At 43.1% G+C, this 21,952-nt stretch carries 17 protein-coding genes; 4 read left to right on the top strand and 13 right to left on the bottom strand.

Translation table 11 applies throughout. The annotated features are described in order from the left end of the window. The first annotated feature begins 29 nt into the window (after nucleotides 1–29). On the top strand, nucleotides 30–800 hold the full coding sequence (locus tag HMPREF9331_RS01370) for an MBL fold metallo-hydrolase (protein WP_016419394.1): 771 nt from the start codon (nucleotides 30–32) through the stop codon (nucleotides 798–800). 96 nt (nucleotides 801–896) lie between these two features. On the opposite strand, the gene HMPREF9331_RS01375 is transcribed toward HMPREF9331_RS01370, so the two are convergent. The 12 genes from HMPREF9331_RS01375 to HMPREF9331_RS01430 all read right to left on the bottom strand — a co-directional run bounded on the left by HMPREF9331_RS01375 (nucleotide 897) and on the right by HMPREF9331_RS01430 (nucleotide 16,686). Then, a complete protein-coding gene (locus HMPREF9331_RS01375; RefSeq protein ID WP_016419395.1) occupies nucleotides 897–3,014 on the bottom strand; it encodes a glycoside hydrolase family 97 protein in 2,118 nt (705 codons plus the stop codon). A 107-nt stretch (nucleotides 3,015–3,121) separates the two neighbouring features. Continuing rightward, nucleotides 3,122–3,571 (bottom strand): hypothetical protein, encoded by a 450-nt coding sequence (locus tag HMPREF9331_RS01380; protein WP_009641567.1) that lies wholly within the window; start codon nucleotides 3,569–3,571, stop codon nucleotides 3,122–3,124. Nucleotides 3,572–3,617: 46 nt separating this feature from the next. Further along, entirely contained in the window at nucleotides 3,618–4,163 is a 546-nt protein-coding gene (locus HMPREF9331_RS01385) for a hypothetical protein (protein ID WP_016419396.1), read from the bottom strand. A 46-nt stretch (nucleotides 4,164–4,209) separates the two neighbouring features. Further along, nucleotides 4,210–5,955, bottom strand: coding sequence for an ABC transporter ATP-binding protein (locus HMPREF9331_RS01390; protein ID WP_016419397.1), 1,746 nt, complete (start codon nucleotides 5,953–5,955; stop codon nucleotides 4,210–4,212). A gap of 4 nt (nucleotides 5,956–5,959) precedes the next feature. Next, nucleotides 5,960–7,429, bottom strand: a complete 1,470-nt coding sequence (rpoN, locus tag HMPREF9331_RS01395) for an RNA polymerase factor sigma-54 (protein WP_009641541.1) — start codon at nucleotides 7,427–7,429, stop codon at nucleotides 5,960–5,962. A gap of 23 nt (nucleotides 7,430–7,452) precedes the next feature. Further along, a complete protein-coding gene (locus HMPREF9331_RS01400; protein WP_009641562.1) occupies nucleotides 7,453–7,923 on the bottom strand; it encodes a hypothetical protein in 471 nt (156 codons plus the stop codon). Nucleotides 7,924–8,119: 196 nt separating this feature from the next. Further along, nucleotides 8,120–8,578, bottom strand: coding sequence for a DUF2750 domain-containing protein (locus tag HMPREF9331_RS01405; RefSeq protein WP_016419398.1), 459 nt, complete (start codon nucleotides 8,576–8,578; stop codon nucleotides 8,120–8,122). Nucleotides 8,579–8,588: 10 nt separating this feature from the next. Next, nucleotides 8,589–9,923 (bottom strand): signal recognition particle protein, encoded by a 1,335-nt coding sequence (gene ffh / locus HMPREF9331_RS01410; protein ID WP_016419399.1) that lies wholly within the window; start codon nucleotides 9,921–9,923, stop codon nucleotides 8,589–8,591. Between the two features lie 75 nt (nucleotides 9,924–9,998). Further along, nucleotides 9,999–10,295 carry a sll1863 family stress response protein gene (locus HMPREF9331_RS01415; protein WP_016419400.1) on the bottom strand — a complete coding sequence of 99 codons (297 nt, stop codon included), beginning with the start codon at nucleotides 10,293–10,295 and terminating at the stop codon, nucleotides 9,999–10,001. Nucleotides 10,296–10,399: 104 nt separating this feature from the next. Beyond that, the gene (lon, locus tag HMPREF9331_RS01420) at nucleotides 10,400–12,883 is read right to left on the bottom strand and encodes an endopeptidase La (protein WP_016419401.1); all 2,484 of its coding nucleotides are present in this window, start codon (nucleotides 12,881–12,883) and stop codon (nucleotides 10,400–10,402) included. 196 nt (nucleotides 12,884–13,079) lie between these two features. Next, entirely contained in the window at nucleotides 13,080–14,675 is a 1,596-nt protein-coding gene (locus HMPREF9331_RS01425) for a peptide chain release factor 3 (RefSeq protein WP_009641568.1), read from the bottom strand. Nucleotides 14,676–14,739: 64 nt separating this feature from the next. Continuing rightward, complete coding sequence (locus HMPREF9331_RS01430) at nucleotides 14,740–16,686, bottom strand: M3 family metallopeptidase (RefSeq protein WP_016419402.1); 1,947 nt, start codon at nucleotides 16,684–16,686, stop codon at nucleotides 14,740–14,742. Nucleotides 16,687–16,807: 121 nt separating this feature from the next. Here HMPREF9331_RS01430 and HMPREF9331_RS01435 point away from each other — a divergent pair, with 121 nt between their 5' ends. Further along, nucleotides 16,808–17,557 carry a polyprenol monophosphomannose synthase gene (locus tag HMPREF9331_RS01435; protein ID WP_016419403.1) on the top strand — a complete coding sequence of 250 codons (750 nt, stop codon included), beginning with the start codon at nucleotides 16,808–16,810 and terminating at the stop codon, nucleotides 17,555–17,557. Nucleotides 17,558–17,628: 71 nt separating this feature from the next. Here HMPREF9331_RS01435 and proS read toward each other — a convergent pair whose 3' ends face one another. Then, nucleotides 17,629–19,107: a proline--tRNA ligase gene (proS, locus tag HMPREF9331_RS01440; RefSeq protein WP_040356833.1), complete on the bottom strand. Its 1,479-nt coding sequence runs from the start codon at nucleotides 19,105–19,107 to the stop codon at nucleotides 17,629–17,631. A 136-nt stretch (nucleotides 19,108–19,243) separates the two neighbouring features. Here proS and HMPREF9331_RS01445 point away from each other — a divergent pair, with 136 nt between their 5' ends. Both HMPREF9331_RS01445 and HMPREF9331_RS01450 read left to right on the top strand, forming a co-directional pair. Beyond that, nucleotides 19,244–20,326, top strand: a complete 1,083-nt coding sequence (locus HMPREF9331_RS01445; protein WP_016419405.1) for a hypothetical protein — start codon at nucleotides 19,244–19,246, stop codon at nucleotides 20,324–20,326. 32 nt (nucleotides 20,327–20,358) lie between these two features. Beyond that, the gene (locus HMPREF9331_RS01450) at nucleotides 20,359–21,936 is read left to right on the top strand and encodes an OmpP1/FadL family transporter (RefSeq protein WP_016419406.1); all 1,578 of its coding nucleotides are present in this window, start codon (nucleotides 20,359–20,361) and stop codon (nucleotides 21,934–21,936) included. The last annotated feature ends 16 nt before the right edge of the window (nucleotides 21,937–21,952 follow it).

Raw genomic sequence — 21,952 nt, forward strand, 5'->3', positions numbered from 1 at the left:
GGAAGGCTAATTAATTAAAAATAAGCCTAATGAAACTTACCTTCTTAGGAACAGGCACCTCCCAAGGAGTACCTGTGATAGGCATGGATACGCCCGTGGCACGCAGTAGAGATAAGCGGGATAAGCGTTTGCGAACTTCAGCTTTGCTCTCATGGGGAGGTGTGAATGTAAATATAGACTGTGCTCCAGACTTTCGCCAGCAGATGTTGCGCCATAGGGTACAGCACCTAGAGGCAATTCTTTTTACTCATGAACATGCCGACCATACCGCAGGCTTGGATGATATACGCCCCTTTGTACTCAAGCAGGGGGATATGCCTATCTATGGCCTACCTAGGGTGATAGAACAGCTACGTATACGTTTTGCCTATATCTTCGCCACGGAGAACCGCTATGCGGGGGCACCTTCGGTAGCCGCAACGGAGATTACTGCTGAGACACCCTTTACGCTCTTTGGCAAGGAAGTAATCCCAATTGCTGTGGAGCATGGCACATTGCCTATTTTAGGTTATCGCATAGGTAACTTAGCCTATATTACCGATGCCAAATATATAGCCGAGGCGGAACTCTCCAAGCTGCATAAGGTAGATACTTTGGTACTCAATGCGCTACGCAAGGCACCTCACCCTACCCACCTAAACATAGAAGAGGCCTTAGCGATTGTCAGGGAAGTACACCCTCGCCAGACCTTCTTCACTCATATGAGCCAAACCATGGGCTTTCATGCTAAAGTACAGAAAGAACTCCCTGCACATGTATTTTTGGCATATGATAACCTTACTATAATGATTAATGATTAATGCCAATAATGATTAATGCCAATAATGATTAATGATTAATGCCAATAACAACAATAGTCATTGAACATTAATCATTAATCATTGAACATTAGTTATTTATTTTTTCTCCACTATTTCAATGGCGTATCCTCCACCACGAGCAGCTTTTAGGGTAAGCTTAGTTTTAGCATTCACCTTTTGCTTTTTGATGGTGTAGGCTTGGGCATTACCTTGGTAATTAGCATCGGGGGCATCGGCATAGATAGTGGCTTCGTACTCTTTTCCTTTGTCTAAGAAATCAAGAGAGAGCACTGAGGTATGTCCGTTCTCATTGCTGGTGTTACCTACATACCAATTGTTGCTATGCTTGTCTTTACGAGCAATGGTAATATATTGGCCAGGTTCAGCTTCCAAATACACACTCTTTTGCCAGTCTACAGGTACTTTCTTGATAAACTCAAAAGCGTCTAAGAATTTTTCGTAGTTTTCAGGTAGGTCAGCGGCCATTTGCAAGGGGCTATACATGGTAACATATAAGCCTAATTGCTTGGCGAGTGTGCTACTTAGGGTGTGGTGGTTTTCGGGATTGGTATTTACCAAGTTAGTTTCAACAATACCAGGGGTGTAGTCCATAGGGCCACCTTGTAGGCGGGTAAAAGGTAAGATAGTTGTGTGGAAAGGCTTTACAGTCTCAAGGGCTTCGTATTCGGTACCACGAGCGGACTCGTTGCCTATGAGATTAGGATAAGTACGGCATAGACCAGTGGGGCGTACAGCTTCGTGTGCATTGACCATAATCTTATGTTTGGCAGCTTCCTTAATGGCATAGAGGTAGTGATTTACCGCCCATTGGCCATAGTGGTATTCGCCACGTGGAATAATGCAGCCTACATAGCCACTTTTTACAGAGTTATAACCGTAGTCATTCATCAGTTGGTAAGCCTTTTCCATATGACGTTCGTAGTTGCGTAAAGAAGCAGATGTCTCGTGGTGCATCATCAGTTTTACGCCTTTGCTGTGTGCATACTCGTTGAGGCCTTTGAGGTCAAAGTCAGGATAAGGAGTCATGAAGTCAAAGACATAATCTTTGGAGTTGTCAAACCAATCTTCCCAGCCTATATTCCAACCCTCTACAAGCACTTGGTCGAATCCATGTTGGGCAGCGAAGTCAATATAACGGCGTACTTTCTGGTTGTTAGCCGCATGAGTGCCATTGGGGCGTGTTTTGGTGTAATCTACTTTGTCAAGATCTACGGTAGGGAGATCGTTGGTATAAGCCCAAGAAGACTTACCGCTGATCATTTCCCACCATACTCCTATATATTTTACAGGTTTGATCCAAGAAGTATCGGAGAGTGCACAAGGTTCGTTGAGGTTTAGGATTAGGCGAGAAGCCAAGATATTACGCGCATCATCGCTTACCATAATAGTACGCCAAGGGGTGTGGCAAGGAGTGTATAGGTGTCCTTTGTCACCTTTGGCATCGGGGGTGAGATGAGATTGGAATACAAGGTTCTTGTCATCCAAATCCAGGTGCATACAAGCGTAATTGACTAGTGCCGCCTCGTGTAGATTGATGTATAGGCCGTCTTGGGTTTTCATCATTAGGGCTGTTTGTACACCAGTGGGAGAGAAAGGTGTTTGGCATACATTCTTAATTACAGCCTGAGACATAAGAGAGCGGATTTGGGAGAGTTTGCTCTGGGTATAGTCATACTCCTGAGTATCATAATCGCCAGGAATCCACCAAGCGGTATGGTCGCCTGCCATGGCGAATTGGCTCAATTCTTCTTCAATGACGAAGTAAGTAAGTTCCTTCTGTTGAGGGAACTCATAGCGGAAACCAACGCCCTCGTTATAGACTCTAAAGCGCAGGTTCATCTTCCTATGAGTGGAAGTTTGTTCCAAGGCCACTAAGAGTTCGTTGTAGTGGTTAAGGATTTGACTTTCTTCCCCCCATACAGGTTTCCATGTTTCCTTGAAGGTAGTCTTTTGAGCATCAATTACTTTGAACTGCTTGGTTAGTGGTTCTGATTTTTTTAACAAGAAGCCCAAGGTACTTTCCTTAATTACAGGTTTGTTATTGTAGCTCACCTTGTAGGAGGGGGTACCTTCTTTAGTAAGAGAGAAGGAAAGAGAGACTTTCCCATCGGGAGAGGTCTGCTCCTGTGCCCTAACAGGAGCGAAAATGCTGGGGAGGGCAGCCATAGAAAGGGCTATTACCAATTGTTTCATTAGAATTTTTTTTGTAATTACCATGGTGCAAGTTACGAAAAAAATAAGACATAAAAAAGAAAAAACTCAAAAAAGTTTTGAGTTTTTGGTTTTGAATTTCGAGTTTGTTAGTAATGGCTTTTTTCTTCTAATTCTTCACTTTTCACCATTGGTTCTTCATTCTTAATGGTGATAAAGTACAAGCAACTTACCCACCAGCCAATCCAAAATAGATAGAAACCGAAGTGAAACTTGGCTTTCATTACCTTGTGCATAGTGGTAGAGAAATCCCAGTAGGTAGCAGCAAAACCAGCAATACCTACTATAAGCAGTAGCCAAGCGACTTTTTTGGCCGCTGAAAGATGTACCATTTTTCGTATGCCCCACAGAAGGCCTATAACGAGACACTGTACAGCAAAAAGTAGCAAGGCTGTTTTCCACCACGAGCGAAAGATCATGAATTGCCTATACATGGTATGAATACCGATACGCCCCAAGAGAGACATCTGGGTGATGAGTATGCCCGAAACTACAGAGAGTAGAGCTTGAAAGAGTAAAAGGGAGGTGCTTTTTTTCATAGGTAAAATTAGGTAATAGGGTTTAGGTGTTGGGAGGCTAACCTTATTATTTAGAGAGTGTCCAGCCTTCTTTTTCTCGATATTTGGCTTTGTATTTCTTTTGGATAAAGTCCTGACCGCCAGCCTTTTTGTTTAGGAAACTAAAAGGAGTTTCTTTTTTCTGGAAAGTAGCGGTGATAGTGGCGCTTTTTTCGTTTTTTTGTTCTACAGTAACCTCATTGGAGAGTACATATTCAAGGGTTTTCACCTTGGCACGGGTCTCTTTTAGTTCGGTAACATAAGGGAGCGCCTTGTCGGTACACTTGATATTCACCACCCAAATACTATCGTTGGAGAGCCATTTTTTCTTTACCTTGAGTTCCTCTATGGAGAGGTAATCGTCGCTTTCCAATTGTTTGATTTGCTTTATTTTGTCCCCGTCCTTTTTGGTGCGGTACTTTACCTCACCTAGCGTTAGATGAGCAGTTTCATACATAGGGGAATCCTGTAAGGCTGCCTCTACTAAGTCGTGGGCTTGTGAGGGGGAGAGCTTGCCATCGGAGCAAGCTACAAGGCTCAAAAGAGCTGCTAAGAGTATAAGAGTATGTCTCATAATTTTGAGTTTTAAGTTTTATTATTCACTATTTGTTTTTCACTAATCACTTAATGATCTGAGTATCATAATAGTTGCGATAGGCTTCATTTTGGGCATATAGGTCGGTGTGGGTACCTGCTCCTATGAGGTGCCCTTGGTCTAAGAAAAGGATATAATCGGCATTGCGAGCCACTGATACACGGTGGCTGACGATGATGCGAGTGGTATTCTGTGCCGTTTGGGAAAGGTTATGGAGGATCTTCTCTTCTGTATCGGTATCTACCGCAGAGAGGCAGTCATCAAAGAGATAAATCTGTGCCTGCTTGAGCAGCGCTCTGGCGATAGATACACGCTGGCGCTGTCCGCCACTGAGGGATATGCCTCGCTCTCCTAGCATGGTGTTATACTTATCCTTGAAATCCATGATGTTGTCATGTACTTGTGCGAGCTTAGCCACTTGGATTACTTCCAAATCGGAGGCTTCGGACTTGCCGAACTTTATATTGTTCTCTATAGTATCGGAGAAGAGGAAAGAATCCTGCGGAATAACAGAGATAGACTTGCGCAAGTCGTTGAGGTTGAGTGATTTTATATCTCTACCGTCAATGAGTACCTCTCCCTGCTGCACATCATACATACGGGTAATGAGGTCGAGAATGGTGGATTTGCCTGAGCCTGTACGCCCTATGATAGCAATACTTTTTCCCTTAGGGATATGGAAAGAGATGTCCTTTAGGGCAGTAACCTGGGTATCGGGATAGGTAAAGGTAACATGTTCAAAGCGGATATCCCCTTCAATAGGTGTAGGGGAGGGGTTGGTATTTTCAATATCGGGGGTCTCATGTAAAAACTCGTTGATGCGCCCTTGAGAGGCCTCCGCTTGTTGGACAATATTGCTGACCCAGCCCACGGTAGCCACAGGCCAAGTAAGCATCATCACATAGATACTGAATTCGGTGATGACCCCAATGGAGTCTATCTGGCCATTGATATACAATCGCCCTCCGATGAAGATGACAAAGATGATACTAATCCCAATAAGTAGCAGCATGATAGGAAAAAAACAAGCCTGAATACGCAATAGAGATAGGTTCTTCTTGCGACCTTCCTGGCTGAGAGCCTCTACATTCTTTTGGGCTTCTTGCTCCAAGGCATAGGCCTTGATGGTATGGATTCCAGAGAAAACTTCCTGAGAAAAGGAGGAAATTTCTGATAGAAACTGCTGTACCTCAAGAGTTTTCTTATTGATCTTGCGAGAGATAAAATAAATAAGTACCGCCAATATAGGTAGTGGTAAAAGGGCATAGGTAGCCAGCGTCGGGGAGGTGTAGAACATCAGTGGGATACTACAGAGAAATAGTGTTGCGGTCTGTACACTATACATCAGGGCGGGGCCTGTGTACATACGCACCTTACCCACATCCTCACTGATGCGGTTCATAAGGTCGCCTGTGCGATTTTGCTTATAGAAACGCTGAGAGAGGATTTGGTACTTCTGGTAGATCTCATTCTTCATGTCATACTCTATATAGCGAGAGACATTGATAATGAGCTGTCGCATCCAAAAAGTAAAAAAGCCCGAAAGCAAGGCCGAACCTATGATGATTAACGCACAAAATAGCAGAGACCTCCCCAAAGGTTGGTCAGGGTTGGGGTGGTTGATATAGTTCTCAATCGTCTTGAATGCATACTGTACTCCCTTTGGCATGACCAGGGAGAAAAGACGTGCAATGATTGTGATGAGTACCCCCCAGAAGAGCTGTTTGCGGTATTTGTAAAAATATTTGTTTACGTGAGCTAAGTGTTTCATTCTACTATAATTCTTTTCTTAGGCGCGCCACGGGAATGTCCAACTGTTCCCTATACTTGGCAATGGTACGGCGTGCAATAGGATAGCCCTTTTCCTTGAGTAGCTCCATGAGCTTGTCGTCGGTGTAGGGTTTGCGCTTGTTTTCCCCCTCTATAATCGTTTGGAGAATCTTTTTGACCTCATAGGTAGAGATGTCCTCTCCTTCGTCATTCTTAATAGCTTCAGAGAAGAAGGCTTTTACGGGCTTGGTGCCGTAGGGAGTACTAACAAACTTACTATTGGCCACACGCGAAATGGTAGAGATGTCCATACCGATACTTTCGGCTATATCCTTGAGTATAAGGGGCTTGATCTTGGTCTCATCACCTGTGAGGAAATAATCCTTTTGGTGGAGCATAATTGCGTTCATGGTAACCAAAAGAGTGTTTTGGCGCTGCTTGATGGCATCGATAAACCACTTGGCGGCATCTAATTTCTGTTTGATGAACTCTACGGCTTCTTTCTGTTTTTGCTTGTCCTTATCGGTAGAATCCCTATAGGTCTTGAACATTTCCGTATATTCTTGGGAGACATGTAGTTCGGGAGTGTTACGCCCATTGAGGGAGAGTTCTAGCTCTCCATCATTAATTGTAACGGTAAAGTCGGGCACTACCTGCTCGGTGAATTTGCTTCCTTCTGCATAAGAACTCCCAGGCTTGGGATTGAGTTTTTCCACCTCTTGAATTACTTCTTTGAGGGTTTCTTCCGAGATGTTATACTTCTGGATAAGTTTGTCATAGTGCTTCTTACTGAAGATATCAAAGTTTTCCGTCAGAATTGTGATAGCCAGTTCAGTAATGGCTGTTTGTGGCTTGTGCTTGAGTTGTACGATAAGGCTCTCCTGTAGGTCTCTGGCACCGATTCCTGCGGGGTCTAACTGGAAGATGACCGTCTTGAGAATATGTTCCACTTCTTTCTCATCGGTATAGATATTCTGAGTGAAGGCCAAGTCATCGGCTATATCGCTCATGGAGCGGCGGATATATCCATTGTCATTGATACTACCTACGAGAAACTCGGCAATCTCCCGCTCTTTTTCACCTAAGCGGAAAGTGTTAAGCTGTTCTATAAGGTACTGGTGAAAAGAGACTTCCTCTCGGTAGGGGAGTCCAAAAGCATCCTCCTCATGGTAATTATTGGCATAGAGGCGGTAGTCAGGGATTTCGTCATCGCTGAGGTATTCATCTACATTGATGGCATCGGCTTGTATGATTTGGTTATCTTCGTATTCGTCAGGGGTATCATACTCGTCCTCATGGGCTTCCTCCTGTTCCCAGTCTTGGTGTTCGGTAGCTTCCAAGGCGGGGTTCTCTTCCAGTTCCTCTTTTACACGCTGCTCAAAGGCAAGGGTAGGGAGCTGTACCAACTTCATCAGTTGGATTTGTTGGGGGGATAGCTTCTGGGTGAGCTTGAGTTGTAATTGTTGTTTTAACATAATTTGTTTTAAGAGTTATAGACTTATAGATATTGCAGGCAGATGGAATTGTCCTTGCAATAGTCTATATTGATAGCTATAATTTCGTTTTTGCTGTTAACCACTATAGGGAATCGTACTAAGAGCTTGTCATGGTATGGCAGATAGATATAAAACACCACTCCTCTGTCGGAGGTAAGAATATCGGAAACACGCTGCTTGGTCTGTCCAGAATTGATCAGCTCTATAGCCTCCTGAGAGGTGTATAGGATCGGCCCTTGGTCTTGTATATAAGTTTTTATAATGGCAAAAACCTGTCGCAATTTCTCCATCCCTCCTTGCTCTGCTGGAATCTCTTGAGTGATTTTCAGCATAGGGTATAGAATAGGGAAGTCCTCTTCAGGAGTATTCCTGATGGCTTCAATAAGCCTTTCAACAGTCGCTTTTTGAGCTTTTTGAGCGTGGAGCGTTCCTATACATAGGCACATACTCACTAAGGTAAAAAACAACTTCATAGGATATGAGATTATAATTATTAGTGCGCTAAGTTAATGATTTTTTTGTAAAAAGCAAATTAAAAACTGTTTTTTAACAAATAATTATAAACAATAAGTTGTTTTTTAAGTGTTTGATTAAGATAACAAACTGTCCGCAAGGTACTTTTGGGGTACATAACGGACAGCTGTTGTGAAAATGAATGAAAAAAAATGTTTATTCAGCCTCTATTTCTTTAACGTATTCTTTTAGGTCATCCAAAGAGGTAAATCCATTGAAAGAGAGGGCAACCTCATTGGCTTCTACCTCAGCGATAAGAGTCTTGAGTAGTTCCATAGGAGTTTCCTCATACCCATATAGGTCTTGAGAAAAATCAATTCCTGCTACAATATCGTCCTGATACATACTCAAGCACCAGTCCTCCATGAATTCTGCTAAGGGAATTTCACTGACCGTGTATTCCTTCCACTCCTCTTTTTGGCAGGCCTGAGCTTTCTCTTTGTCAGACCAAAAGGCAAATACCCCTACTTGTTCCTCATCGTCCTGAGTTACAAACTGGTTGGAGGTACAAGCGGCGACATATTCACTTTGTGTATCTCTAAGACAATAAACGATTCCTGTAGCTACCACTTCTCTTATAAAATGAAAGTAGCTATCTAATAATTCTTGTTCCATATTTAAATATTTACATTCTTGGCATGGATTGCATCATGCGCATCATTTGTTTGGCACCACCGCTTTGCATCATCTTCATCATCTTGCTCATTTGCTCAAACTGCTTAAGGAGTTGATTGACTTCAGCGATGTTGCGACCGCTTCCTTTGGCAATACGATTTTTGCGAGAAGTATTGATGATAGAAGGGTTACTACGCTCGGCAGGGGTCATAGAGTAGATGATAGCCTCAATATACTTGAAGGCATCATCGCTGATATCTAAGTCTTTTACCGCCTTACCTACCCCAGGGAGCATACCTAAGAGGTCTTTCATGCTACCCATTTTCTTGATTTGTTGTATCTGGGAGAGGAAGTCGTCAAAACCGAATTGGTTCTTGGCTATTTTCTTCTGTAGCTTGCGGGCTTGTTCTTCGTCGAACTGCTCTTGGGCACGCTCTACAAGAGATACCACGTCGCCCATGCCCAAGATACGGTCGGCCATACGAGCGGGGTAGAACACATCAATGGCGTCCATTTTCTCGCCTGTACCGACAAACTTGATTGGCTTATTTACAACCGATTTGATAGAGATAGCAGCCCCGCCACGGGTATCCCCGTCCAATTTGGTAAGGATTACCCCATCAAAGTTTAGGACATCATTGAAGGCTTTGGCGGTATTTACCGCGTCTTGCCCAGTCATGGCATCTACCACAAAAAGTGTCTCCTGAGGGCTAACCGCCTTGTGAATATCGGCGATTTCCTTCATCATCTGCTCGTCTACAGCCAAGCGTCCTGCGGTATCTATAATAACCACATTTAGCCCATTGCTTTTGGCATAAGCAATTCCTTTTTGGGCAATCTCTACAGGATTGTTGTTTTCTTTTTCGGAAAATACAGGCACTCCTATCTGATCCCCAACAATATGCAACTGGTCAATCGCTGCAGGACGATAGACGTCGCAGGCAACCAAGAGCGGTTTTTTGTTCTTTTTGGTTTTGAGGAAGTTGGCCAATTTTCCAGAGAAGGTAGTTTTACCAGATCCTTGTAGCCCCGACATAAGAATCACCGAAGGGTTACCGCTGAGATTGACCCCTGTGGCATCACCTCCCATAAGTTCGGTAAGCTCATCGCGGACAATCTTGACCATGAGCTGGCCAGGCTGTAGGGTAGTAAGTACATTGGCACCCAAGGCTTTGGCTTTTACCTTAGCGGTAAAGTCCTTAGCAATGGCATAGTTCACGTCGGCATCCAAGAGCGCACGACGTACTTCCTTGAGCGTTTCCGCTACGTTGATTTCAGTAATCTGGCCATGCCCCTTGAGTACATGTAAGGCCTTCTCTAATTTATCACTTAAGTTATCAAACATGTTATTCTATTAGTTGTTAGTTATTAGTGGTTAGTGGTTAGTTTATGACATCTAATCACTAACCACTATACTGAATTAGAATAAATTCTTTAGTGTCTCAATTCCTTTCTGGATTCCTTCAGAGAAATTACCAGAAGAGATGTCATTGAAAGCTTTCTTAGCTTCTTCCCACTTGTCATCAGAAACATTCTTTAAGGCTTCAAATTTTTCAGTAAGAGAGGATTTGTCCGCTAAGAGCTTGTTGATTTCTTCTTGCGCCTTTTCTTTAAGATCTCCTGTTTGGATACCCAAAGAGGCAGTTAGAGAATTAATTTTTTCGGTCAAAGCATTGATCTTGTCTTGTGCTTCTTTAAGGAACGCTTCTTTGTTCATAATCTAAAATATTTAAAAAAATTGCTGCCGCAAAAGTACAAATTTAATTATTAATGATTAATGATTAATTGTTAATTATCAATGGTTAATTGTTAATTGTACTTTTATGCGGGCGAATTGCCATTCGCCCCTATTTTATCATCAAAGGTGAAGGTCTTAGGATTCTTTACAGCTTCTTTTGTTACAGCTTTTTTGAGTACCTCTTCCATTTCGGTGACATAGTGGAAGGTAAGACCTTGGAGGTATTCTTGCTTGATTTCGTCAATGTCTTTTTCATTGTCCTTGCATAGGATAATTTCCTTGATACCTGCTCGCTTGGCAGCAAGTATTTTCTCTTTGATACCACCCACGGGGAGTACCTTACCACGGAGGGTAATCTCTCCTGTCATGGCTAGGTTCTTCTTCACCCTTCGCTGGGTCAGTACCGAGAAGAGTGAGGTCAGTAGTGCAATCCCTGCACTAGGGCCGTCCTTAGGGGTAGCACCTTCGGGGATATGGATATGGATTTTGTATTGGTCAAAAATACGCGTATCAAGGCCAAACTGCTCGGCATGAGCCTTGATATATTCTAAGGCAATAGTGGCCGACTCCTTCATCACTGTACCTATATTTCCTGTGATAGAAAGCCCTCCGCTGCCCTTGGAGAAAGCGGATTCTATAAAGAGGATATCCCCCCCGACACTTGTCCAAGCCAATCCCGTTACCACACCTGCCACTTCATTGTTCTCATACTTATCTCGCTCGGTAGGAATACCCAATATTTTTCGGATATCTTCCAAGGAGATTTTCGGGTTGTACTCCTCATCCATGGCAATAGCACGGGCTATATAGCGTACGATTTTAGCGATTTGCTTCTCTAAGTTTCTTACGCCCGACTCACGGGTATAGCCTTCCACAATACGCTCTATCTCTTTCTTGCCCAGCTGGATCTGCTTTTGTTCCATACCATGCTCCTTGAGTACCTTGGGCAAAAGGAAATGGCGAGCAATCTCTACCTTTTCCTCAATAGTATAGCCAGAGATGTTGATGATTTCCATTCGGTCTTTCAGGGCAGGCTGTATGGTGCTTAGGTCATTGGCTGTAGCGATAAACATCACCTTGGAGAGGTCATAACCAATCTCAAGGAAATTGTCATAGAACTCGTTGTTTTGCTCAGGGTCAAGCACCTCTAGCATAGCAGAAGAGGGATCTCCTCCGTAGCCTTGACTGAGTTTGTCCAGCTCGTCTAATACGAAAACAGGGTTGGAAGTACCCGCTTTCTTAATCAGTTGTAGGATACGCCCAGGCATAGCCCCTATGTAGGTCTTGCGGTGTCCGCGGATCTCGGCCTCATCGCGCAAGCCACCTAGTGCCATACGTACATATTCGCGACCTAAGGCCTTGGCTATGGAGCGGCCTAAGGAGGTTTTTCCTACCCCTGGAGGGCCATAGAGGCAGAGGATAGGCGATTTCATGTCGTTACGTAGCTTTAGTACGGCTAAGTATTCTATGATACGTCGCTTGACATCTTCCAAACCATAATGGTCTTTGTCTAATATTTTCTGTGCACGCTTGAGGTCAAACTTGTCTTTGGAATAGACACCCCAAGGCAGGTCTAAGAGTAAATCTATATAGTTGCGCTGTATGGCATAATCAGGCATCTGGGGATTGAGACGCTGGAGCTTAGCTAGTTCCTTATCAAAGTGCTTTTGAATTTTTTCATTCCATAGCTTGGTTTTGGCTTGCTCTTTGAATTTTTCTATATCCGCCTCAAAGGACTCATTGCCCAATTCCTTCTGAATGGTCTGTATCTGTTGGTGTAGGAAATAATCGCGCTGTTGCTTGTCAAAGTCCATATGGACTTTGTTCTGTATTTCCCTTCTTAGGGTTGCCTTTTGGAGTTCTACTCCAAAATACTTGATGATCGCCCAAGCACGAGTAACCAAGCTGTTTTGCTCCAATATATCCTGTTTTTCACCTACCGATAGGGGAGAGGTAGAGGCTACATAGTTGATCAAAAAGAAATCATTGTCTATATTTTGCAGCACAAAAGGCACTTCAAGTCCGCCAGAGGTTGTTTCTTTGGCTAATTTTAGGGAGATGTCCCTGACCACTTCCATAGTAGCGGTGAACTCCTCATCTTCTTCTTCGGGGAGTAGTTCAGGGCTTTCTTGTATCTTGGCCTTGAAGTAGGGCTGTTCCTCTACAAATTCGGTGATTTGGAAGCGGCGTGTCCCTTGTACCAAGACACTGATACTTCCATCAGGAATCTTGAGAATCTTGATGATACGCGCCACCACTCCTATACTGTAGAAGTCCTCTTTGCTGGGTGCATCATTGTCGTTGCGCTGGCTGACCACTCCTATCAGGCGCTCCTTTTTGGCATCATTGATAAGTTCCAAAGAGGCCTCTCGCTTGATAGAAATCGGCATAATCACCCCAGGGAAGAGCACCGTATTCTTCAAGGGAAGTATAGGGAGCACTTCAGGTAGTGGCGCATCGGTATGATCTTCCTCCATCTCCTCTTCATCTCGCTGATGAGGGATGGCTATGATTTTCGCATCTTCAAGATGGTCTTCTAAAAGACTGTCAAAATTTCCTATTTTCATGAAATATTTTCGCTAAAACATGTAATATTGTCAGTTTTTTCTTCTTGCTTCTACAATAAAGTAAAATAGAAAAATGCAAACAACTGATAAACAGTATAGTATGATATATGCTATAAACTGACCCCTATAAAGAGCAATTAATATGCCAAAAATGATTAGAAAGCAAGGATTCTCTCTCTTGGAGTTAATACCTCCCTTAGTTTAAAAATTCTGAAGTGAAATGTAGCTTCAGTTGTGGATATTTTTGCTTGACCATTTCTATAGAAAAAGCTGAATCGGCCAAAAAGACCAATTGCCCTTGCTTGTCACGAGCTAAGAATTTTTGTTTGACACGTAAGAAATCCAAGTAATCAGGGTCTTTAGGGTTTTCAGGGGCTTCCACCCAACAGGCTTTGTAGATAGGGAAATTCTCATAGCTACACTTAGCCCCATATTCGTGCTCTAATCGGTATTGGATAACCTCATACTGGAGCGCACCTACGGTACCGATGACCTTTCGCCCGTTGAAGTCCAAGGTGAAGAGCTGGGCAACCCCTTCGTCCATAAGCTGGTCTATACCTTTCTCTAACTGCTTGGACTTGAGCGGATCGGCGTTGTTGATATAGCGGAAGTGCTCAGGGGAGAAGCTTGGTATACCTCTGAAATGGAGTACCTCACCCTCTGTCAGGGTGTCACCTATCTTGAAGTTGCCTGTATCATGTAGGCCAACGATGTCTCCCGCGTAGGAAATATCCACTACTTCTTTCTTTTCGGCAAAGAAAGCATTGGGACTGGAGAACTTGAGTTTCTTACCCAAACGGGTATGTAAATAAGGTTTGTTGCGCTCGAAGCTACCCGAAACGATTTTCACAAAAGCCAAGCGGTCGCGATGGTTAGGATCCATATTGGCATGTATCTTAAAGACAAAGCCTGTAAAAGCCTTTTCATTGGGCTGTACCAAGCGCTCTTCGCTAGCCTTGGGTAGGGGAGATGGGGCAATCTCTACAAAGCAGTCCAAGAGTTCCCTCACCCCAAAGTTGTTCAAGGCAGAGCCAAAGAAGACAGGTTGTTGAGCACCACTGAGATAGGCTGCGCGGTCAAAGGCGGGATATACTTCATAGACCAGCTCCAAATCATTGCGAAGGGTAGCGGCTGACTGTTCGGAAATCAGCTGCTCTAATTCGGGGCTATTGATGTCGCTAAAGGAAATAGTTTCTTCTATATTCTTACGGCTGTCTCCTGAGAAAAGGTTGATGTTCTTTTCCCATATATTGTAGATCCCCTTGAAGTCGTAGCCCATACCAATGGGAAAGCTCAAAGGGGTTACATGTAGTCCTAATTTTTGTTCCACCTCGTCCAAAAGGTCAAAGGCATCTTTCCCTTCACGGTCGAGCTTATTGATAAAGACAATCATAGGGATATTGCGCATACGGCATACCTCTACCAGCTTTTCGGTTTGTTCCTCCACCCCTTTGGCTACGTCAATTACCACAATCACGCTATCTACAGCGGTAAGAGTACGGAAGGTATCTTCGGCAAAATCCTTGTGACCAGGTGTGTCCAAGATATTGATTTTATGTTCCTTGTAATTGAAAGCCAAAACAGAGGTAGCCACCGAGATACCACGCTGGCGTTCTATCTCCATAAAGTCGGAAGTAGCTCCCTTTTTAATCTTGTTGGATTTCACAGCTCCAGCCTCCTGAATAGCCCCCCCGAAGAGGAGTAGCTTCTCGGTAAGGGTTGTTTTCCCCGCATCAGGGTGCGAGATAATGCCGAAAGTACGGCGCTTTTGTATTTCTGTTTCTAAAGACACTTTTTTAATTGTTAATTGTCAATTGTTAATTGTTAATTTTTTATTGCTCTTCACTTTTCATTTTTCACTCTTCACTTACCATTAATTTGATCATTTCTTGGTATTCTTTTGTGTTTCCTTGAGAAAGGACGAGCTTTCTAAGGCGTTCCCCGTTGTGGCGAGTCAGACCGCCATGAGTCTCAAACCAGTGATAGATCTCTTGGGCGAGGATTTCCGAATATTGGTAAGCATAATAGCCTGCGGCATAGCCACCACCGAAGATATGGGAGAAGTACAAGGAACGATAACGCACAGGCACTTCCTTGGGAAAGCGCTCAGTAGCAGTGGCCTCAAAGGGAGCTACCGCTGTGATGTGGCCCTCGGCAGGGAGGGTATGCCACTGCATATCCAAATAGGCAGAGGCCAAAACTTCGCCAAATCTATAGCCATGATTAAAGTCTCTGGAGTTCTTGATCTTGGTTATAAGCTCCTCACTAATAACCTCTTGAGTGAGGTAATGGTGAGCATAATGGGGGAGTACCTGCTCATGTAGTGCCCAATACTCATTGAACTGAGAGGGAAACTCCACAAAGTCTCTCGCTACAGCTGTTCCTGCAAGAGTGGCATATTGCTGCTCTGCAAAGAAAGCATGCAAGGCATGGCCAAACTCATGAAAGAGCGTTTCTACCTCGCTATAGGTAAGCAGACAAGGGAGCGTCTCGGTAGGAGGGGTATAGTTGCATACATTATAAATCACGGGCTTTTGGCCAAAGAGCTTGGAAGGGGTAACCAGCTCACTCATCCAAGCCCCTCCACGCTTGCTCTCACGTGTGTAGAAGTCTCCATAGTAGAGACCTAAGGGGCGGCCGTCGGCTTCAAAAAGCTCATAGACTACCACATCGGGGTGATATACAGGTAGGTCGGTACGCCTTTTGAAAGTAATACCATAGAGGCAAGTAGCCGCGTGGAAAACGCCTTTTTCCAAGACATTGAAGAGTTCGAAATAAGGCTTGAGTTCGTTCTCATCTAAATCATATTGGCTCTTGCGTAGCTTCTCACTATAATAATCCCAGTTGTGGGGTGCTATATCCTCTCGCTGTGCGATTGTTTTAAGAGCCTCAAGATCTTGTTGTATCCTTTCCAAGGTAGGAGGAATCCATTTTTCAAAGAAGTCCCTCACTGTCTCAGCAGTCTTGGCCATGCTTTTTTGCAAAGACCATTCAGCATAGTTTTGATAACCCAAAAGAGCCGCTTTTTGCTGTCGCAAAGCAATGATTTTTAGCACAATAGGTTCTGTAGCATGGGCGCCCTTGGTAGCTCTGTGCCATGATTGCTCGAAGAGCAGGCGGCGAGTCTCTTCGTTATCCAATCGGGAGAGCAGCGGCTGCTGTGTGGTATTGGTCAAGGCAATCTTCCAACTGCCATCAGGCTGCTTAAGAGCTTGTTTCTCTTCAGGGGAAAGGCCAGCAAGCCCCTCCTCTTGGGTGAGGATAAGGGCAGCTTCCTTCCTAGCTTGCAAGGTATGGTAATTAAAGTCATTCTCCAAGGTAGCCAATTGGCTATTGAGCTGCTTAAGGCTTGCTTTTCCCTCTGCGGAAAGGTTAGCCCCACGAAGTAGGAAGAGGTCATAGTAGTGCTCTAAGAGCTTTAGTGATTCGGCGTCTAAGCCTAGGGTAGTACGTACCTTGTAGAGCGCCTGTACCCGCTCAAAGAGCTTGTCATTGAGATAGATACTATCCTCTTGGGCAGCCAATAGGGGTAGTATTTCCTTTTCTGTTTGCTGAAGTACCTCATTGGTATCTGCTCCAGCAAGGGCGAAAAAGAGGTTACTCACCCTTAGCAATGCTTCCCCGCTTTTCTCCAAAGCAAGGATCGTATTGGCAAAGCTGGCAGGGGAAGTATCCTCCACAATAGCTGTGATAGCTGCTTGTTGTTCAGAGATGGCCTCTTGTAGAGCAGGGGCGAAGTCTTCACTTTTTATTTGTGAGAAATCAGGTGCCTCATAGGCAAGTGTACTTTTTTGTAATAACATATTCCGTTGTTGTAGGGGCAAATGGCAATTCGCCCTCATTGTTTTCATTGGTAAATTGTCTCATTGTCTCATTGACACATTAGTAAAATAGTTGTACCTTTGCCCCCATATTTATAAAATAATGAATACGGCTTTAGTTGAGACTTTTTCCGATAGCTTAGTGATTATCCCTACCTACAATGAGATAGAGAATATAGAGAGTATCATACGGGTAACCCTTCTGCAGGCACATCATTTTGATGTACTGATTGTAGATGATAACTCTCCCGATGGGACAGCCCTAAGAGTAAGGCAATTGCAACAAGAGTTCCCTGACAGACTGTTCCTTGCGGAGCGTACAGAGAAGACAGGACTTGGTACAGCCTATATACATGGATTCCTCTGGGGACTTCACAGTAAAAAAAGGTACGACTATTTCTTTGAAATGGACGCCGATTTTTCTCACAATCCCTCTGACCTCATACGTCTATACAGAACTTGTAAGGAGCAACATGCCGATATGGCCATTGGCTCTCGCTACGTAAAGGGGGTCAATGTAGTCAATTGGCCACTTAGGCGAGTATTGCTTTCCTATGGAGCTTCTTTCTATGTAAAACTTATCACAGGAATGAGGGTACAAGATCCTACTGCGGGTTTTGTCTGTTACAAGCGAAAGGTCTTAGAGAGTATTGACTTTGACAAGATAAAATTCGTAGGCTATGCCTTCCAAATAGAGATGAAATACAAAGCCTACGTAAAGAAATTTCACCTTTCAGAGGTCTCTATCGTCTTCACCGACCGCGTACGAGGCAAATCCAAAATGAATGCCTCCATTATCCGCGAGGCTATCTTTGGGGTCATCGCCATGAGAATCAGACAGATCTTTTCTTAATGATTAATGTTTAATGATCAATGATTAATCATTATTGGCATTAACCATTAGTCACTAGTCATTAGTCACTATTAATATGCCTTAGCGAATAGCACTCTTCCCTTAGAAGGTTTGCCCGAATAGATGCAGGTGCCTGCTTCTTCCTTTTGGTCTAAGGGAATACAACGAATGGTTGCTTGGGTCTCTTCCTTGATTTTGGCTTCTGTTTCAGGGGTACCGTCCCAGTGAGCAGAGAGGAACCCGCCCTTGTTTTCTAAAACTTCCTTAAACTCTTCATAACTATTGACCTCGGTGATATGACTATCGCGATAAGCCAAAGCCTTTTGGTATATATTGGTTTGTATATCTTTTAGCAGCTGTTCTATATGAGTGATGATGTTGTCCCCTGATACACTTTCTTTGGTAAGGGTATCGCGGCGAGCCACTTCATAAGTATTATTTTCCAAATCACGTTGTCCCACAGCTAAGCGTACAGGTATTCCCTTGAGTTCGTATTCGTGGAACTTGAACCCAGGTTTTTGAGTGTCATCATCGTCAAATTTTACAGCGATATTGCGCTCTTTCAGTGCCTGCATAAGAGGGCTTATTCGCTCACGTATAGCCTGTAGTTGCTCTTCTCCCTTGTATATAGGCACAATCACCACTTGTATAGGAGCTAACAGAGGAGGCAATACCAGACCATTGTCATCACTATGGCTCATGATTAGCGCCCCCATAAGGCGGGTAGAAACACCCCAAGAACTTGCCCATACGTATTCGAGAGCGCCCTCTTTGGTAGCATATTTTACATCAAAGGCCTTGGCAAAGTTCTGCCCTAAGAAGTGGGAAGTACCAGCTTGTAAGGCTTTTCCGTCCTGCATAAGGGCTTCTATACAATAAGTATCATCGGCACCTGCAAAGCGTTCAGTTTCGGTCTTTCTACCTCTTACCACAGGCACACCCATATACTGTTCTACGAAAGTGGCATATACCTCATTCATCTTCTGTGCTTCTTCTACAGCCTCCGCTTGGGTAGCATGGGCAGTATGTCCCTCTTGCCAAAGGAACTCAGCGGTACGCAAGAATAGGCGTGTACGCATCTCCCAGCGCACTACATTCGCCCATTGGTTGATAAGGATTGGAAGGTCGCGGTAGGACTGTATCCAAGTCTTATAGGTATTCCAAATAATCGCCTCGCTGGTAGGGCGTACAATCAGCTCTTCTTCTAGCTTGGCCTGAGGATCTACCATGAGTTTGCCCTTTTGGTTAGGATCAGCTTTAAGGCGGTAGTGGGTAACTACGGCACACTCCTTGGCAAAACCTTCTGCATTTTTCTCTTCCGCTTCAAAATAACTTTTGGGAACAAAAATAGGAAAATAGGCATTCTGATGGCCTGTATCCTTAAACATTTTGTCTAAAATATCACGCATACGCTCCCAAATGGCATAGCCATAGGGCTTGATAACCATACAGCCACGCACACCCGAACTCTCGGCAAGCCCAGCTTTTACAACGAGTTCATTATACCACTTGGAATAATCTTCTGCTCTTGATGTTAAATTTTTACTCATACTAAAATCTTTGGCACAAAAATTGTACTTTGTGTGCAAAAGTACAAAATAATTTTGGAAATGCACTCCTTTTGCAGGGGGGAATTTTACAAAATAAACAAAAGTACTGATAATCAACAAACTAAATAATATTGTTATGAGAAAGACAGTAATCATCCATACAGCAGTTGCTTTTACAGCACTGGTAGGCCTTAGCGCTTGTGGCGCTTATTCAGGAGTGGGTTATGATGATGGTATCTATGGGGACGAAGCCCCTCGACCTGTGTATCAGAGGGAGGAACCACGTTATGAGAGAAATTATGAACAAAGCGGTAGCTATCGCGAACATCTTAATCAGAAAATAGCAGGGTATAAGGATTTTGAACAACAGGTACAGCGTCCTGCTCCCTCCTATACCCCTATGACCAATGTAGAGGGTTATCGTACAGACACCCAACAGCAGAGTGCCCCCTATAATACTTATGGCAGTTGGGGAGACAATGCCCGCCCTTCTTCTGTGAATATATACAATAATTATGTAGATAGTCCTTACTATTGGGGTTCAGGGGCATGGGGAGGCTATTATTCCTCTTCCTACTACTATCCACGTTCTCGCTGGAGTATAGGATTCTCGGTAGGCACTTATGATCCTTACTGGAGCTGGCGCTACTATGATAGCTATTACTATCCTTATTACGGATATAGCTACTACTATCCTTATTATGGATATAACTATTACTACCCTTACGGATACAATTATTACTATCCTTACTATGGGTACAACTACTATTATCCTTATTATGGGTATAACTACTATTATTATCCATCTTATCGCTACAATAGGGAAAATAATTACTATTATTACCAAGACCCTTACGGAAATACCTCTCGTAAGTATTCTCCAACTTATGGTAGAAGAGGGGATGATACTAGCCGTTATGAAAATTATAATTACCAAAATGGTAGTACCTCCCGTTCTTATGGAAATAGTAACTATGATAGTTCTTCTCGTTCTTATGAAGATAATAGAACTCGTAGCTATGATTATTCCTCAAGAAGTTATAACAATAATAGTTATAACAATAGTAATTATAACAATAGTAATTATAACAATAGTAATTATAATAATTCCTATGATAACTCTTCTCGTTCTTATGATAATTCCTCCCGCTCCTATCAAGGAAATTCAAGCAATGAAAGTAGTGGAGGAGGAAGTGGTACTACAAGAAGGAGTTATTAATAAATTAGAAAAAAACTAATAAAGAAATAGAAATGAAAAAAAATATAATCACAATGGGTTTTTGTTTGGCAAGTTCTTTTGTCTTTGCCCAAAACCTTACCGATGGGCTGCGCTATTCTATGGAGGGGATTAATGGAACCTCTCGATTCAATGCTATGAGTGGCGCCTTTAGTTCCTTAGGCGGAGATCTCTCGGCCTTGGCACTCAATCCTGCAGGAACTTCTATTTTTACAAGAAGCGAAATGAGTCTCACTTTGGCAGGGGCCAATTCAAAAAATGATGTCAATGGGCGATCAACCATTTCTTCCGATTTCCTATTGAGCCAATTTGGGGTAGCGTTCCCTATTACAATAGGGGAGGAAGGCTGGAAGAATATCGCTTTTGCTTTTAATTATCAAAAGACCCATAATTTTGATGCTAATGATCTAAATTATACTTATAGAACTAATGGAGCCAATCTTGGGGACTTCTTTCTTGATAAGGCTAATGGAATCATGCAGCAAGACTTAATGTTAGATGTTTATGAAAATAAAAGAAAAGTCGGAAGGGATAATTTATATGAATTGTATAGTAGAATGGGGAAATTAAAGGAACCTGAAAAATTCAGAAATGCACTTTTAGGTTATACAACTGGATTAGTAAATCCTTTAAGTGGTAAGAGAGAACTAAAACCTTCTATGTCTGATTCTGAAGCAGATGCTGTGTTAGAAGAGCGAAATTATATAAAAAATATCTCTGAAGGAACAACAACTATACAAAATGTAGAACAATATACCGAAGGAGGAGTTAATAAATATAATTTTAATTTCGCTGGGCGTTATGAGTTTTTTTCCTTTGGGATTAATCTTAACTCTCATAGTGTAGATTATAGGGTAGTAAATAAGTATAGAGAGGATTATGTAAATAATACGGCTTCAGATATTCGTTCTGCACTATATCAAGATGAAGTCAGGACTGTCGGAAGTGGTTTCTCTCTCCAATTGGGAGCTATAGCCGAAGTGGCTACAGGCTTACGTATAGGACTTACCTATGCTTCTCCTACTTGGTATACACTACAAGATGAAAAGATGCAATCACTATCAACAAACACTCAAAATAATGGCACTTTTTTTGCTAGGCCAAACGTAGTAGCCGTTTATGAGAAATACAATTTCCGTACACCTGGTTCTTGGACTGTAGGAGCCAGCTGGGTATGGAATAAGCAATTGATCCTTAGTGCTGACTATATCTACAAAGGCTATGGAAATATGAGTTTCCGTTCTGGTTTAGAATCAGAAAATGCTATTATCCAAAATACTTTAGGAGATACCAACTCCCTACGTTTTGGTGCGGAATACCGCTTGCCACTGAGTAAGACGAACCATCTGTTCTTTAGAGGAGGGTATAGGTATGAGCAAAGTCCTTACAAGACAGAGCTAAAACCTATAGGTGATCTTACAGGCTTCTCTACAGGACTTGGGGTAAGTATTAGTAATATGCGTTTTGACCTTTCTTATGATAGAGCAACCCGTGCTTACCATCCACAAATCTTTGAAAGTGTCCTTACAGACACCCCACAAGTGGATAACACCTTACAGAATATACTCTTGAGCTTTTCTTTAAAGCTGTAAGAGCTGTTTTTTAAAT

The organism is Capnocytophaga granulosa ATCC 51502, from assembly GCF_000411115.1.
In the GTDB taxonomy this organism is placed as follows: domain Bacteria; phylum Bacteroidota; class Bacteroidia; order Flavobacteriales; family Flavobacteriaceae; genus Capnocytophaga; species Capnocytophaga granulosa.